Genomic DNA, 14,278 nt, shown 5'->3' on the forward strand with positions numbered 1-14,278 from the left:
GGACCGCGAAAGTCCTTGCGGTCCGGTGACGTCGTCCGGTTGTCGGGTGCGTCAGGTGCGGTCAGGTGCGGTCGGTGCGGTCAGACCGGGTGGCGTCTCGTCGCGAGGACGCCGAAGGTCAGGGCGACGACGAGCAGGCTGGCCCCGAGCATGTGGAGCAGGACGAGCAGCTCGGGCAGCTTCGTGAAGTACTGGACGTAGCCGATGAGTCCTTGCGCGAGGGTGACGACGAGCACCATGGTCCAGGCACGGCGGGCCTCGTCGGTGGTCGCCGTGATGCGCACCGCGACGAGGGTCGCGATGACGAGACCGCAGAAGAGCATGACGGCGTCGGCGTGCATCCACGACACGAACCGCGGGTCGAAGCCCGTGCGCGCGGGACGGTCGGCGTCGCCCGAGTGGGGCCCCGAGCCGGTGACGACGGTGCCGAGGAGCAGCACGACCGCCCCCACGGCGCTCGTGCCGAGGGCCAGCGTTCGCGCGAGCGGGTGCACGACGAGCTCGCCGGGGCCGGACACGTCGTCCTGCGCACCGCGCACGAGCATCGTCGACAGCGAGACGAGGACCATGGAGAGCAGGAAGTGCGACATGACGGTCCACGGGTTGAGGCCCGTCAGGACGGTGATGCCGCCGAGCACGGCCTGCGCGGGGATGCCGGCGAGGACGCCGATGGCGACGCGGTGCAGCCGACGGCGTCGAGGCCAGTGCGTGAGCACGACCCACAGCGACGCGAGCGCGAGCACGGTGACGACGCTCGTCAGGGTGCGGTTGCCGAACTCGACGAGGTCGTGGAACTCACTCTCGGGCGTGCGGACCGGCGTGAACGAGCCGGGCTGGCACTCCGGCCACGTGCTGCACCCGAGCCCGCTGCCGGTGAGGCGCACGATGCCCCCGGTCACGACGATGCCGACCTCGCCGACGAGGTTGGCCAGCAGCAGCGGACGCACCCAACGGGAGGGGGCGGCGGGGAGACGGCCGGCGGCCCGGGCGAGACGGCTGAGACCGGTCGCCGGGTCGGCGTCGGTCACGGTAGGCGTGGAGGACACCCCGCAAGGGTATGCCGCACGGCCCGGTCCCCCCGCATCGCCCCGTGTCGCGGGGACGCGCTCAGGCGAGGCCGTTCCAGACCACCTGGGATCCCGCGTGGCCGGCCAGGACGACGGTGATGATGGCGGCCACGGCCGACAGGACGACGAGCGTGCCGATGATGACGTCGAAGGCGTGGCCGCGCGGCGACTCCTCCTCCGGCGGACGCGCGAACCACAGGGCCACAAGGGTGAGGACCATGAAGAGCAGGCAGAACAGCTTGGCACGGTCGCCCCACTCGACGTGCTCACGCAGCAGGTCGACGTCGGTCGTGCTCGCTCGCACGGCGGACACCCGGCGCTGCAGGGCCTCGCCGCTCTCGGCCGCGACGAACGCCGAGACGCCCGAGATCAGGGCACCGGCGGCCGTGGGCCAGCGCAGGAGTCGTCGCCACGCGGGGCGCACGACGTAGGCGATCGCGCACAGCGCCGAGAGCGGCACGAGGACGACGACCGCGTGGATCACGAGAGCGTGCATCGGAAGTCCGAAGATGTAGTCAAACACGTCGCCTCCGGGCCGGTCGGGGTCATGGGTGGGTGGTGCGGCTGCTCCGTGCGGGCGTGCGGTCGTGCGGTCGTGCTGCGGCCAGTGTCGTCCGGTCAGTCGTCGAACCTGAAGAGACGCGCCGCGAGGACCGTCGCCACCAGTCCCCACGCGAGGACGACCATGAGCGCGAAAAGGTTCAGCTGCCCGTCCACCAGGGCCGACCGGAGCCCGTCGGCCAGGCCCGCCGACGGCAGGTAGCCCACGACGTGCGAGAGTCCCGCCGGCAGCTCCGACCGGGGCACGATGACGCCGCCGACCGCGAGCAGCAGCACCCACACGAGGTTGGCGATCGCGAGCACGGCCTCGGCCCGCAGGGTCCCGGCGAGCAGGAGGGCCAGGGCCACGAAGGCCCACGTGCCGAGGACGACGAAGAGGACGGCATACGCGATCCCGGCGACCTCGGGTCGCCAGCCCAGGACGAGGCCGAGGACCGAGATGACGCCGATCTGGAGCACCTCGACGGCCAGCGTGGCCAGCACCTTGGCCGCGACGAGCCCGCCCCGTCCGAGCGGCGTCACGCCGAGGTAGCGCAGCACGGCGTAGCGCCGGTCGAACCCCGTCGAGATCGCCTGTGCGGTGAAGGCCGCGGAGATGACGCAGAGGGCGATGACGCCCGGCGTGGCCACGTCGATGCGCGTGCCCGGGCCGAGCGACGGTGACGTCGTGACGCTGAGCCCGACGAGCGCCATGGCCGGCAGCACGAGGGAGACGAGGAGCTGCTCACCGTTGCGGAGCAGGCTCCCGACCTCGAACCCGGCCTGGGCGAGGACCCGGCGGCGGGGAGCGGCGGCGGCCGCGGCGGTCGGCGTCGTCGGGGTGGCTGAGGTGCTCACGCGGCTCCCTTGCGGGTCAGGCTGAAGTAGACGTCCTCGAGGGAGCGGCCGTCGGTCACCGAGGCAGGGGTCCCCTCGGCGACGGTGCGTCCGGCGTTCATGATGACGAGGTGGTCGGCGAGGCGCTCGGCCTCCTCGAAGGAGTGGGTCGTCACGACGACGGTCGTGCCGGCGTCGCGCTGCTCGGCCACGAGCTCCCACACGTCGAGCCTGCCGTGCGGGTCGAGACCGGCCGCCGGCTCGTCGAGGAAGAGCACCTCGGGCCGACCGAGCAGCGACGCGGCGAGCGCGAGGCGCTGCTTCTGGCCGCCCGAGAGCCGGCGCACCGTCGTCGAGGCGAAGTCGGTGACGCCGAGGCGCCGCGCCACCGCATCGACGTCGACGGGGTCGGCGTAGAGGCGGGAGAGGTGGTGGAGCAGCCGCAGCGGCTTCGTGCCGTTGGGCAGCCCGCCGGCCTGGAGCATGACGCCGACGCGCGCCCGGTGGTCGGCGTCCGCCTGCCACGGGTCGGTGCCGAGGACGCGCACCGTGCCGCCGTCGGGTCGCGCGAGCCCCACGGCACACTCGATGGCGGTCGTCTTGCCGGCGCCGTTGGGGCCGAGCACCGCGGTGATGCGCCCGGCGGGGGCCGTCCACGTCAGCCCGTCGAGGGCCGACACCTGACCGAAGGTGCGGCGGAGGTCGGACAGTGTCACCGCATCGGTCATGGCTCATGAGTCTAGGCTCGGTGCCGACGACCCCGGTCACCGCACCTCGGTCGCCACCGGCGTACCCCTCCGCCGTGCCCAGCTGCGCCCGCGCCACTCGACCTGCTCGCCCCACTCGACCCTGACGGAGACCCCACCCGTGAAGATCGACCCAGCCGCCAAGCCCTTCACCGCGATGGCCGCCGTGCCCACGGTGATCGCCGCGCTGGCCCGCCGACCGCGCACGACCGCCGCCCTCGGCCTGCTGACCGCAGGGGTGACCCTCTTCTTCCGCGATCCCGACCGCACCCCGGACCGCACGCCCGTGGCCGACCCCGACGTGGTCCTGGCCCCGGCCGACGGGATCGTCATGCACGTGGGGGAGCCGCAGCCGGGCATCGCCCCGCCCGGTGACTGGCAGCAGGTCAGCATCTTCCTCTCGCTGCTCGACGTGCACATGAACCGCTCGCCCTACGGTGGCCGCGTCATCGACGTCACCCACACGCCGGGGCGCTTCCTCGCCGCCTACCGTGCCGAGAGCGCCACGAAGAACGAGCGCAGCGAGATCATCGTCGAGCGGGTCGTCGCCGGCCGCCCTCGCCGTGTCGTCTACCGCCAGCTCGTCGGCCAGCTCGCGCGACGCATCGTCACCCGCATCGAGCCCGGTGACGAGATCGCCACCGGTGAGCGCATGGGCCTGATGAAGTTCGGCTCCCGGATGGACGTCTTCGTGCCGCCGGAGGTGCAGCTGGAGGTCACCAAGGGCAAGCGCGCCATCGGTGGCGAGACCGTGCTGGGCCGCTTCCCGGCGGCGGACGCCTCGTGAGCGGCGACGCGGCCTCCGCCTCCGACGCCGCCTCCGACGCGGCCTCCGCCTCCGCCTCCGCCTCCGACGAGCGCCCCCGCCGGCGCGACCGCGTGAGCCGGCGGATCCGGCTCGTGTCGGCCACGGGCGCCCGGGTCATCCCGCTCGAGCGGCTCAACCCGCGCGTCCGAGCCCGCGCGACCCTGCCGAGCCTCTTCACGCTCGGCAACATGCTGTGCGGCTTCTCCTCGGTGCTCCTGTCGTTCCAGGGGCACTTCCGGGCGGCCGCAGTGCTCGTCGGCATCTCGATCGTCCTCGACATCTGCGACGGCGCGGTGGCCCGCGCGGTCGGTGCCATCACGCCGTTCGGCCTGCAGTTCGACTCGCTCGCCGACCTCATCTCGTTCGGCATCGCACCTGCCGTGCTCGTCTACACGTGGGCGCTGCCGGCCTACCCGGTGTGGGCCTGGGCCGGGGCGATGTTCTGGCTGGCCTGCGCGGCCTACCGCCTGGCCCGCTTCAACGTCACCATCGACCCGCTCGCCGACAAGCGCTACTTCGTCGGTCTCGCCAGTCCCGGTGCGGCCGGCGTCGTCATCTCGACGGTGCTGGCCATCGGCGAGCCGCTCTACGACTGGGCGCCCCTCGTGCCCGTCGTGGCCGGGGTCGTCCCGGCGGCTCTCATGGCCTCGTCGTTCCGCTTCCGCTCCTTCCGCGACCTGCTCTCGCCGCGGCACCTGCGGATCACGGTCCCGCTCGGCATCGTCGTCGTCCTCGGGCTCGTGCTCCTCCCCGGGGCGACGGGCATGGCGCTCGCCTACGGCTACGTCCTCACCTGCCCGCTGGGCTGGGTCACGGCGCCGCTGCGCAGGCGCTGGTTCGGCGAGGACGCCGTCGCGCCGCCACGGACGCGGATGCCGTCGGTCATCATGCCGCCGGGCCTGGACGACGACGATGACGACGACGACGGGGACGACGACGACCGCTGAGCCCGGCGTAGGGCGGTAAGGACGCCCTAACTGGAGTCGTGGCCCCAATTACGTCACAATGGTGTGGTGTTTATCGGAGCGCATGCCCCGCGTGAGACGAAGGACGGCGAGGACGGCCTGCACGTCTCGCCGCTCGAGTCGCGCACGCGCTCGCGAGTGCTCCACATGGTCTCCGCCGACGGCCCCATCTCGGCCGCCGAGCTGGGGCGTCATCTCGACCTGACACCCGCCGCCGTGCGTCGTCACCTCGACGCGCTCGTCGAGCAGGGCGCCGTCGTGCCGCACGAGCCCACCGGTGGTCGCCGCGGTCGTGGGCGCCCTGCCCGCGCCTACGTCGTGTCCGACGCCGGCCACAGCGCCCTCGAGGCCGACTACGACTCGCTCGCCGTCGAGGTGCTGCGCTACCTCGAGGAGCACGCGGGACCCGCGGCCGTCGGCGACTTCGCCCGCAGCCGCGTCGGTGCGCTCGAGGAGCGGTACGCCGCCCGGCTCGCGGCCGTCGGCGACGACCCCGCCGCACGCACCGAGGCCCTCGTCGAGGCGCTGAGCGAGGACGGCTTCGCCGCGACCGCCCGGCCCGTCGGCGCAGGCGGCCTGACCGGCGTCCAGCTGTGCCAGGGGCACTGCCCGGTGCAGCACGTCGCCACCGAGTTCCCGGCCTTCTGCGAGGCCGAGACCGACGCGTTCTCCCGACTGCTCGGGGTCCACGTCCAGCGCCTCGCGACCCTCGCGGGCGGACACCACGTCTGCACGACGTTCGTCCCGACCGGTGGGATCGGCTCCCGCCCGAGGAAGACCACGCAGCCCCCGGGTGTTGACCCCGAGGCTGCCCCACTTCGCCCGAGCACCACCGACACGCTCACGCACGTCAAGGAAGGTTCCTCATGACCACCCACATCGAAGAGCTGAACCCCGGCCTCAAGGGCATCGGCACCTACGAGTACGGCTGGGCCGACAGCGACGTGGCCGGGTCCACGGCGCGTCGAGGGCTCAACGAGGACGTCGTGCGCGACATCTCGGCCCGCAAGAGCGAGCCGGAGTGGATGACGAAGCTGCGCCTGAAGAGCCTCAGCCTCTTCGGCAAGAAGCCCATGCCCTCGTGGGGCTCGGACCTCACCGGCATCGACTTCCAGAACATCAAGTACTTCGTGAAGTCCACCGAGAAGCAGGCCGCCACGTGGGACGACCTGCCCGAGGACATCAAGAACACCTACGACCGCCTGGGCATCCCCGAGGCCGAGAAGCAGCGCCTCGTCTCCGGTGTCGCCGCCCAGTACGAGTCGGAGGTCGTCTACCACCAGATCCGTGAGGACCTCGAGCAGCAGGGCGTCATCTTCCTCGACACCGACACCGCGCTGAAGGAGCACGAGGACCTCTTCCGCGAGCACTTCGCGACGGTCATCCCGGCCGGCGACAACAAGTTCGCCGCGCTCAACACCGCCGTGTGGTCGGGCGGCTCGTTCATCTACGTTCCCAAGGGTGTCCACGTCGACATCCCGCTCCAGGCGTACTTCCGCATCAACACCGAGAACATGGGCCAGTTCGAGCGGACCCTGATCATCGCCGACGAGGGCTCCTACGTGCACTACGTCGAGGGCTGCACCGCGCCGATCTACAAGTCGGACTCGCTGCACTCGGCCGTCGTCGAGATCATCGTCAAGAAGAACGCCCGCGTGCGCTACACGACGATCCAGAACTGGTCCAACAACGTCTACAACCTCGTCACGAAGCGCGCGACCTGCGAGGCCGGCGCGACGATGGAGTGGGTCGACGGCAACATCGGCTCCAAGGTGACGATGAAGTACCCCGCCGTCTTCCTCATGGGCGAGCACGCCAAGGGCGAGACGCTCTCCATCGCCTTCGCCGGCGAGGGTCAGCACCAGGACACCGGCTCCAAGATGGTGCACGCGGCTCCCAACACCAAGAGCTCGATCATCAGCAAGTCGGTCGCCCGTGGTGGCGGTCGAGCGAGCTACCGCGGCCTCGTGCAGGTGCTCGAGGGCGCGTCGCACTCGGCCTCGACCGTGCGCTGCGACGCCCTGCTCGTCGACACGATCAGCCGCTCCGACACCTACCCCTACGTCGACATCCGCGAGGACGACGTCTCGATGGGTCACGAGGCCACGGTCTCGAAGGTGTCCGAGGACCAGCTCTTCTACCTCATGTCCCGCGGCATGGCCGAGGACGAGGCCATGGCGATGATCGTGCGCGGCTTCATCGAGCCGATCGCGCGTGAGCTGCCCATGGAGTACGCCCTCGAGCTCAACCGCCTCATCGAGCTGCAGATGGAAGGAGCCGTCGGCTGATGAGCCTTCTGGCTGACACGACCACCGACACCCCCGAGACCCAGCAGAGCGAGACCACGGTGCCCGACGCCGCCCCCACCGCCACGACGACCCTGCCCGGCGCCGCCGCCCACACCGACTCCGCCGCGGCCTTCGTGCCCGACCAGTCGCGGGCCGAGCGCACGGCGTCCTTCGACGTCGCGGCGTTCCCGCTCCCGACCGGTCGCGAGGAGGACTGGCGCTTCACGCCCGTCAAGAAGCTCACCGGCCTGCTGGCCGAGGGTGCCTCGGGAAGCCTCGACTGGACCACGACGCTCCCCGAGGGCGTCACGACGTCGACGATCACCGCCGAGCAGGCCCAGGCCCTCGGCGTCCTGCCGCCGCAGGACCGCGCGGCCGTCGTGGCCGGCGCGGCCGGCGACGGCGCGCTGCTGCTCGACATCCCGGCCGAGGCCGAGCTCGAGGCGCCCGTGCGCCTGTCGCTCGTCGGCCGGGGCGGCGAGCCGGTCCACGGCCACCTCGTCGTGCGCGCTGGTCGCTTCTCCAAGGCGACCGTCGTCGTCGAGCACACCGGGTCGGCCCGCTACTCGCAGCTCGTCTCGGTCGTCACGGACGACGGGTCCGACCTCACCGTCGTGTCGGTCCAGCGCTGGGCCGACGACGCCCAGCACCTGGCCCAGCACGACGCCCTCGTCGGTCGCGACGCCCGCTACAAGCACCTCTCGGTGTCGCTGGGCGGCGAGGTCGTCCGCGTCAACGCCAACGTGCGCTACGCCGGTCCCGGCGGCGACGCGACCCTGCTCGGCGTCTACTTCGCCGACGCCGGCCAGCACCTCGAGCACCGCTCGTACATCGACCACAACGCGCCGCACTGCAAGAGCCGCGTCACCTACAAGGGTGCCCTCCAGGGCGAGACCGCCCGCACCGTGTGGGTCGGCGACGTCCTGATCCGCGCCGAGGCCGAGGGCACCGACACCTACGAGCTCAACCGCAACCTCGTGCTGACCGACGGCGCGCGCGCCGACTCGGTGCCGAACCTCGAGATCGAGACCGGCGAGATCGAGGGTGCCGGACACGCTTCTGCCACAGGGCGGTTCGACGACCTGCAGCTGTTCTACCTGCAGTCCCGCGGCATCAACGAGGACGAGGCCAAGCGCCTCGTCGTGCGCGGCTTCTTCGCCGACATCATCCGTGAGATCCCGCTCGCCGACCTGCGCGACGAGATCACCGCGGCGATCGAGGACGAGCTCGCGTCGACCGCCTACGCCGCTCCCACCCAGCACACCCCCAGCACCCACAAGGAGAACTGACCCATGAGCACGCTCGAGATCAAGGGACTGACGGTCTCGGTCGAGACCGAGGACGGCCCCAAGGAGATCCTGCGCGGGGTCGACCTCACCGTGAAGTCGGGGGAGACCCACGCGATCATGGGGCCCAACGGCTCCGGCAAGTCGACGCTGGCCTACAGCATCGCTGGCCACCCCAAGTACACCGTCACCGGCGGCACCGTGACGCTCGACGGCGAGGATGTCCTCGCGATGAGCGTCGACGAGCGCGCCCGCGCCGGGCTCTTCCTCGCGATGCAGTACCCCGTCGAGGTCCCCGGCGTGACGGTCAGCAACTTCCTCCGCACGGCCAAGACGGCCATCGACGGCGAGGCCCCCAAGCTGCGCACGTGGGTCAAGGACGTCAAGGCGGCCATGGGCAACCTCCGCATGGACCCCGCGTTCGCCGAGCGCAACGTCAACGAGGGCTTCTCCGGTGGCGAGAAGAAGCGCCACGAGATCCTCCAGATGGAGCTGCTCCGGCCCAAGGTGGCCGTCCTCGACGAGACCGACTCCGGCCTCGACGTCGACGCGCTCAAGATCGTCTCCGAGGGCGTCAACCGGGCCAAGGACTCGAGCGACCTCGGCGTCCTGCTCATCACGCACTACACGCGCATCCTGCGCTACATCAAGCCCGACTTCGTGCACGTCTTCGTCGACGGCAAGGTCGTCGAGGAGGGTGGCCCCGAGCTGGCCGACCGCCTCGAGGACGAGGGCTACGACCGCTACCTCACCGCGGCCCCGGCCGCGGCGGTCGAGGTCTGAGCCGAATGACCGACGTCCTGCCCTTCTCGGACGGGGAGCTCGCCGCGATCCGCGGTGACTTCCCGATCCTGGCGCGCACGGTGCGCGACGGCAGGCCGCTCGTCTACCTCGACTCGGGGGCGACTTCGCACAAGCCGACGCCCGTCCTCGACGCCGAGCGCGCGTTCTACGAGCAGCACAACGCCGCGGTCCACCGCGGCGCTCACCAGCTCGCGGAGGAGGCGACCGACGACTTCGAGGCCGCCCGCGCGACCGTCGCGTCGTTCATCGGCGCGCCGGCCGACGAGGTCGTGTTCACGAAGAACGCCACCGAGGCGATCAACCTCGTCGCGTACGCCTTCTCCAACGCGGCCCCGACCGACGACCCGAAGGACGAGCGCTTCGTGCTCGGGCCCGGTGACGAGATCCTCGTGACCGAGATGGAGCACCACGCCAACCTCGTGCCGTGGCAGGAGCTCGCCCGTCGCACGGGCGCGACCCTGCGCTGGGTGCCGGTGGGCGCGGACGGCGCCCTCGACCTGTCCGGGCTGGACGAGCTGCTCACCGAGCGCACCAAGGTCTTCGCGTTCACGCACGTGTCCAACGTGCTGGGCACGGTCAACCCGGTCGCCGACCTCGCCGCCCGCGCGCATGCCGTGGGGGCGCTCGTCGTCGTCGACGCGTGCCAGTCGGTGCCGCACCTCGCGGTCGACGTCACGACGCTCGGCGCCGACTTCATCGCCTTCAGCGGTCACAAGATGTACGGCCCGATGGGGGTCGGCGTCCTCTGGGGCCGCGGCGAGCTGCTCGAGGTCATGCCGCCGTTCCTGACGGGCGGCTCGATGATCGAGCTCGTCACGATGGAGCGCTCGACCTACGCTGCGGCACCGCAGAAGTTCGAGGCCGGCGTGCCCAACGCGGCCCAGGCCGTGGGCCTCGCCGCCGCCGTCCGGTGGATCGAGGGACTCGGCATCGAGCGCATCCACGCGCACGAGGCCGCGCTCGTCGACCTGCTGCAGCGCGGTCTCGCCGAACGCCCGTGGGTCCGTGTCGTCGGGCCCGAGGTCGGCACGGCCCGTGGCGGCGCCGTCGCGTTCGTCGTCGACGGCGTGCACGCCCACGACGTGGGCCAGGTGCTCGACGACGCCGGCGTGGCCGTACGCGTGGGCCACCACTGCGCGTGGCCCCTGCACCGTGCGCTCGGGGCCACCGCCACGACCCGCGCCTCGTTCGCCGTCCACAACACCGTCGCCGAGGTCGAGTCGCTGCTCGCGGCCCTCGACCGCGTGCCGGTGGTCTTCGGACTCGACACCCAGAGGAAGGCGAGCTGATGGACCTCTACCAGGAGCTCATCCTCGAGCACTCCAAGCGCCCGCACCACGCGGGCCTGCGCGACCCGTTCGACGCCGAGGTGCACCACATCAACCCGACGTGCGGCGACGAGGTGACCCTCCGGGTCGACGTCTCCGGCACGGGCGCCGACGCCGTCGTCACCGACGTGTCCTACGAGGCGCAGGGCTGCTCGATCTCCGTCGCGAGTGCGTCCGTCCTCGCCGAGGAGGTCATCGGCCACCCGGTCGCCGAGGCCCTCGAGACCTTCGAGGCGATGCGCGCGATGCTGACCTCCCGCGGCCAGGTGGCCGGCGACGAGACCGTCATCGGTGACGGCGTCGCCTTCGCCGGCGTCTCGAAGTACCCCGCGCGCGTCAAGTGCGCCCTGCTCGGCTGGACCGCGTTCACCGACGCCCTCGCCCGAGCCGGTGTCGACATCTCTTCCACGAGTTCCGTCTCCCCCCAAGGAGTTTCGTCATGACCCAGACTGCTACCCCCCCCAACGTGGCCGACGTCGAGGAGGCCATGCGCGACGTCGTCGACCCCGAGCTCGGGATCAACGTCGTCGACCTCGGCCTCGTCTACGGCATCACCGTCGACGCCCAGTCCCATGCCGTCATCGACATGACGCTGACGTCCGCCGCGTGCCCGCTCACCGACGTCATCGAGGACCAGACCGCGCAGGCGCTCGAGGGTCTCGTCACGACGCACCGCATCAACTGGGTGTGGATGCCGCCGTGGGGTCCCGACAAGATCACCGAGGACGGCCGCGAGCAGCTGCGCGCCCTCGGCTTCAACCTCTGAGCCAGCAGCACCCGCGCTCGTGACGACGCGCGTCATCGAGGTCGACCCCGGGCGGTTCGACCGTTGGATGGCGGGCTTCGCCGAGCGACACGGCCCCTACGACGCCGCCGAGGAGACCACTCCCGGCGGCGTCGTCGTGTCCGCCCGCGCGGCCGACGGATCCACCGTCGTGGCGACGCCCTTCGCCCACGAGCCGCTCGGTGTCATCCTCGTCAGGCGCGGTGGGTATGCCGTGGGGCTGGCCTCCGCGAGCGCCTTCACGGCCTCGAAGGTCGGGACCCGTCACGTGCAGTCGCGCACCGCGGCGGGCGGCTGGTCGCAGCAGCGCTTCGCCCGCCGGCGCGGCAAGCAGGCCGACGAGCTCGTCGACGCCGTCGTGGGTCATGCGCGACGGGTGCTCCTCGGGGACGACGAGTCACCGGCGACGGGAGCGGACGGCACACCTCACGGTCTCGTTGTCGGCGGGGACCGCACCCTCGTGCGTGAGGTCCTCGGCGCGGGGGCCCTTCGGGCCCTGTCGGGGCTGCCGCTCCGCGAGCTCTACGACCTGCCCGACCCGAAGCGCGACGTGCTGGCGCAGGCGCTGCGTCGCGGGCGAGCGGTGCGCATCGAGCTCACCGAGACGACCCAGGGCGGCGTCAGCTGACGGTGTCGACGCCGAAGGTGTTGCACTGGTTGAGGTCGCCGGTCTGGTAGCCCTGCAGGAACCACTTCTGGCGGGCCTCCGACGAGCCGTGGGTCCAGTTCTCGGGAGTGACGCGGCCCTGCATCTTCTTCTGGATGCGGTCGTCACCGACGGCTGACGCGGCCGAGAGTGCCGAGGTGATGTCCTGTTCGGTGATCGGCTTGAGCAGGGGGGTCCCGTTGGCGTCGGTGGTCTCGGTCGCGTGCTTGACCCACGTGCCGGCGAGGCAGTCGGCCATAAGCTCGATGCGGACGGCTCCGGAGTTGGGGCCCTGGGGATCCTGCTGCGCCCGGTCGAGGATGCCCAGGAGGTTCTGGACGTGGTGGCCGTACTCGTGCGCGATGACGTACTCCTTGGCGAGCTGGCCGCCGTCGGCGCCGAACTTGCTCTGCAGCTCCTCGAAGAAGCTGGCGTCGACGTAGACCTTGGAGTCGAGCGGGCAGTAGAACGGCCCGACCTGCGAGTTGGCGGTGCCGCAGCCCGACGGGGTCTGGCCCTGGTAGATGACGGTCTTCACCGGCTCGTAGTTCATCTGGTACTTCGGCAGCGTCTTGCCCCAGTAGTCCTGGACGCTGTTGACCGTCGCGATGATGAGGCAGACGTCGTTCTTGTTGGCGTCGGCGCCCGTCTTGCACTGGGAGAAGTCTCCCTGGTCGACCTGGCCCGTGGCCCGGACCTGGTCGGACTGGAGCTGCTGCGAGGGCAGACCGCCGGTCGTGCTGCCGGAGTCGCCGCCACCGAGGATCTTGCCGCCGCCGAAGATGAGCATGAGCACGAGCAGGATGAGGCCACCGATGCCTCCGCCGACCTGGATGCCGCCGGGGAAGCCTCCGCCTCCGCCGCCACCTCCGCTGCCGCCGCTCTGCACCTGGGAGGTGTCGAGCTGGGCGCTGTCGTTGAAGCTCATCTGCCGCTCCTCGGGTCGGGACCGGGGGCCTCCCCGGTCCGGTCGAGATCACCCTAGTGCGCGGGGACCTGTGGACGTCGGCTGCTGCACGTGCGGCCGTTGCCGGTGTCGTACCCGTTGGGCCCGGGTCAGCGGTGGGCGGCGCGGCTGTCGGTGGAGTCGGTGGCGCCCGCCGACTTCACGAGGCGCGCGGCGAGGTCCTCGGTGGCCTGGACGAGCGCGGGTGACCCCAGCACCTCGAAGGTCAGCGGGGTGACGGCGAGCTGGCGGGCGTACCACTCGGGCTCGTCGGTCGTGGCTCGGAGCCGGACCCCACCCTCGACCGGCTCGAGGCGTCCGAGGCTGCGCGGGAGCCAGCGCGAGGCCTCGTCGAGGTCGGCCCGCAGGAGCACGTCCACCTCGTGGCGCCAGCCCTGGGAGAGGTGCTCCTCCAGCGTCCGGAGCGCGTCGAGGTCCTTCGGGGGATCGAAGGTCAGCGACGTCGTGAAGACGGACACGACCCGGTCGACGCGGAGGGCCCGCTGGGCGTCGCTCGTCTGCGACCAGCCGAGGAGGTACCACCGGCCGTGGCGCAGGACGACGGCCCACGGGTCGACCTCCATCGGGCGCTCCCGGCCGTCCTCGAGGCGGTAGTCGATGCGCACCCGGCGCGACTTCGTGCACGCCTCGACGAGCTGTGCCGTCAGGGCCGGGTCGACGCGCAGACTCGGGTCGGGCGGCGGGCCCGTGACACGGCGGACCGCCCGCACCGGCTCGGCGACCTGCTGGGGGAGGACGCGCAGGATCTTGGAGAGGGCCGCGCCGACGAGCTCGGTCGGGTCGGCCGCACCCCGGTGTCCCTCGAGCACGGCCATGACGAGGCCGAGCGCCTCGGCGGCCGTGAACATCAGCGGCGGGAGGCGCAGGCCGCGGCCGACGCGGTAGCCGCCGTGCGGGCCGGTGACCGACTCGATGGGCAGGTCGGCCTCGCGGAGGATGGCGATGTAGCGGCGGGCGGCGCGCTCGGTGACGCCCAGGTGGTCGCCGAGCCGCTGCGCGGTGATGCCGGGGCAGTCCTGGATGGCTTCGAGGGCGAGGAGCGCCCGCGCCGTGGGACTCGTGTCGTACCGCATACCTGTCACCTCCCGGACGCCGACCGTCCGGAACGACGGTATCGCTCGGTGCCGACGGCCGGGGGCCTCGCGACGTCGATCACGGGCAGGCCGCGCGGGATGTCGATGTCACGACTCGGCGCCAGGGGCTCGCACGGTG

At 71.8% G+C, this 14,278-nt stretch carries 16 protein-coding genes; 10 read left to right on the forward strand and 6 right to left on the reverse strand.

The genetic code is table 11. From position 1 onward, the window contains the following. Nucleotides 1–80: 80 nt before the first annotated feature. From ACSSS0_RS20670 to ACSSS0_RS20685, 4 genes are all read right to left on the reverse strand, one after another. Complete coding sequence (locus tag ACSSS0_RS20670; RefSeq protein ID WP_435986136.1) at nucleotides 81–1,046, reverse strand: COX15/CtaA family protein; 966 nt, start codon at nucleotides 1,044–1,046, stop codon at nucleotides 81–83. A 61-nt stretch (nucleotides 1,047–1,107) separates the two neighbouring features. Then, the gene (locus ACSSS0_RS20675; protein WP_487229463.1) at nucleotides 1,108–1,563 is read right to left on the reverse strand and encodes a DUF2231 domain-containing protein; all 456 of its coding nucleotides are present in this window, start codon (nucleotides 1,561–1,563) and stop codon (nucleotides 1,108–1,110) included. A gap of 122 nt (nucleotides 1,564–1,685) precedes the next feature. Then, nucleotides 1,686–2,465, reverse strand: coding sequence for an ABC transporter permease (locus tag ACSSS0_RS20680; protein ID WP_487229464.1), 780 nt, complete (start codon nucleotides 2,463–2,465; stop codon nucleotides 1,686–1,688). Continuing rightward, complete coding sequence (locus ACSSS0_RS20685) at nucleotides 2,462–3,172, reverse strand: ABC transporter ATP-binding protein (protein ID WP_435986133.1); 711 nt, start codon at nucleotides 3,170–3,172, stop codon at nucleotides 2,462–2,464. The genes ACSSS0_RS20680 and ACSSS0_RS20685 overlap by 4 nt, the downstream gene beginning before the upstream one ends. A gap of 139 nt (nucleotides 3,173–3,311) precedes the next feature. Here ACSSS0_RS20685 and ACSSS0_RS20690 point away from each other — a divergent pair, with 139 nt between their 5' ends. The 10 genes from ACSSS0_RS20690 to ACSSS0_RS20735 all read left to right on the forward strand — a co-directional run bounded on the left by ACSSS0_RS20690 (nucleotide 3,312) and on the right by ACSSS0_RS20735 (nucleotide 12,081). Next, a complete protein-coding gene (locus tag ACSSS0_RS20690) occupies nucleotides 3,312–3,977 on the forward strand; it encodes a phosphatidylserine decarboxylase (RefSeq protein WP_487229465.1) in 666 nt (221 codons plus the stop codon). Continuing rightward, the gene (locus ACSSS0_RS20695; RefSeq protein ID WP_487229466.1) at nucleotides 3,974–4,945 is read left to right on the forward strand and encodes a CDP-alcohol phosphatidyltransferase family protein; all 972 of its coding nucleotides are present in this window, start codon (nucleotides 3,974–3,976) and stop codon (nucleotides 4,943–4,945) included. The genes ACSSS0_RS20690 and ACSSS0_RS20695 overlap by 4 nt, the downstream gene beginning before the upstream one ends. Before the next feature lie 63 nt (nucleotides 4,946–5,008). Next, complete coding sequence (locus ACSSS0_RS20700) at nucleotides 5,009–5,833, forward strand: helix-turn-helix transcriptional regulator (protein ID WP_435986130.1); 825 nt, start codon at nucleotides 5,009–5,011, stop codon at nucleotides 5,831–5,833. After that, nucleotides 5,830–7,251 (forward strand): Fe-S cluster assembly protein SufB, encoded by a 1,422-nt coding sequence (gene sufB / locus ACSSS0_RS20705; protein WP_435986129.1) that lies wholly within the window; start codon nucleotides 5,830–5,832, stop codon nucleotides 7,249–7,251. The genes ACSSS0_RS20700 and sufB overlap by 4 nt, the downstream gene beginning before the upstream one ends. Continuing rightward, nucleotides 7,251–8,540 (forward strand): Fe-S cluster assembly protein SufD, encoded by a 1,290-nt coding sequence (sufD, locus tag ACSSS0_RS20710; RefSeq protein ID WP_487229467.1) that lies wholly within the window; start codon nucleotides 7,251–7,253, stop codon nucleotides 8,538–8,540. The genes sufB and sufD overlap by 1 nt, the downstream gene beginning before the upstream one ends. Before the next feature lie 3 nt (nucleotides 8,541–8,543). Beyond that, nucleotides 8,544–9,320, forward strand: coding sequence for a Fe-S cluster assembly ATPase SufC (sufC, locus tag ACSSS0_RS20715; RefSeq protein WP_435986127.1), 777 nt, complete (start codon nucleotides 8,544–8,546; stop codon nucleotides 9,318–9,320). Between the two features lie 5 nt (nucleotides 9,321–9,325). After that, a complete protein-coding gene (locus ACSSS0_RS20720; protein ID WP_487229468.1) occupies nucleotides 9,326–10,630 on the forward strand; it encodes an aminotransferase class V-fold PLP-dependent enzyme in 1,305 nt (434 codons plus the stop codon). Continuing rightward, nucleotides 10,630–11,112 carry a Fe-S cluster assembly sulfur transfer protein SufU gene (gene sufU / locus ACSSS0_RS20725; protein WP_435986125.1) on the forward strand — a complete coding sequence of 161 codons (483 nt, stop codon included), beginning with the start codon at nucleotides 10,630–10,632 and terminating at the stop codon, nucleotides 11,110–11,112. Before ACSSS0_RS20720 ends, sufU begins: the two co-directional genes overlap by 1 nt. After that, nucleotides 11,109–11,435, forward strand: a complete 327-nt coding sequence (locus ACSSS0_RS20730; protein ID WP_435986124.1) for a metal-sulfur cluster assembly factor — start codon at nucleotides 11,109–11,111, stop codon at nucleotides 11,433–11,435. Before sufU ends, ACSSS0_RS20730 begins: the two co-directional genes overlap by 4 nt. Before the next feature lie 19 nt (nucleotides 11,436–11,454). Further along, the gene (locus ACSSS0_RS20735) at nucleotides 11,455–12,081 is read left to right on the forward strand and encodes an acVLRF1 family peptidyl-tRNA hydrolase (RefSeq protein ID WP_487229469.1); all 627 of its coding nucleotides are present in this window, start codon (nucleotides 11,455–11,457) and stop codon (nucleotides 12,079–12,081) included. On the opposite strand, the gene ypfJ is transcribed toward ACSSS0_RS20735, so the two are convergent. Further along, nucleotides 12,074–13,027, reverse strand: coding sequence for a KPN_02809 family neutral zinc metallopeptidase (ypfJ, locus tag ACSSS0_RS20740; protein WP_487229470.1), 954 nt, complete (start codon nucleotides 13,025–13,027; stop codon nucleotides 12,074–12,076). The genes ACSSS0_RS20735 and ypfJ overlap by 8 nt on opposite strands. Nucleotides 13,028–13,155: 128 nt before the next feature. Next, nucleotides 13,156–14,139, reverse strand: coding sequence for a helix-turn-helix transcriptional regulator (locus ACSSS0_RS20745; protein WP_487229471.1), 984 nt, complete (start codon nucleotides 14,137–14,139; stop codon nucleotides 13,156–13,158). Between the last annotated feature and the right edge of the window lie 139 nt (nucleotides 14,140–14,278).

It is taken from the genome of Terrabacter sp. R4-6 (assembly GCF_057529065.1).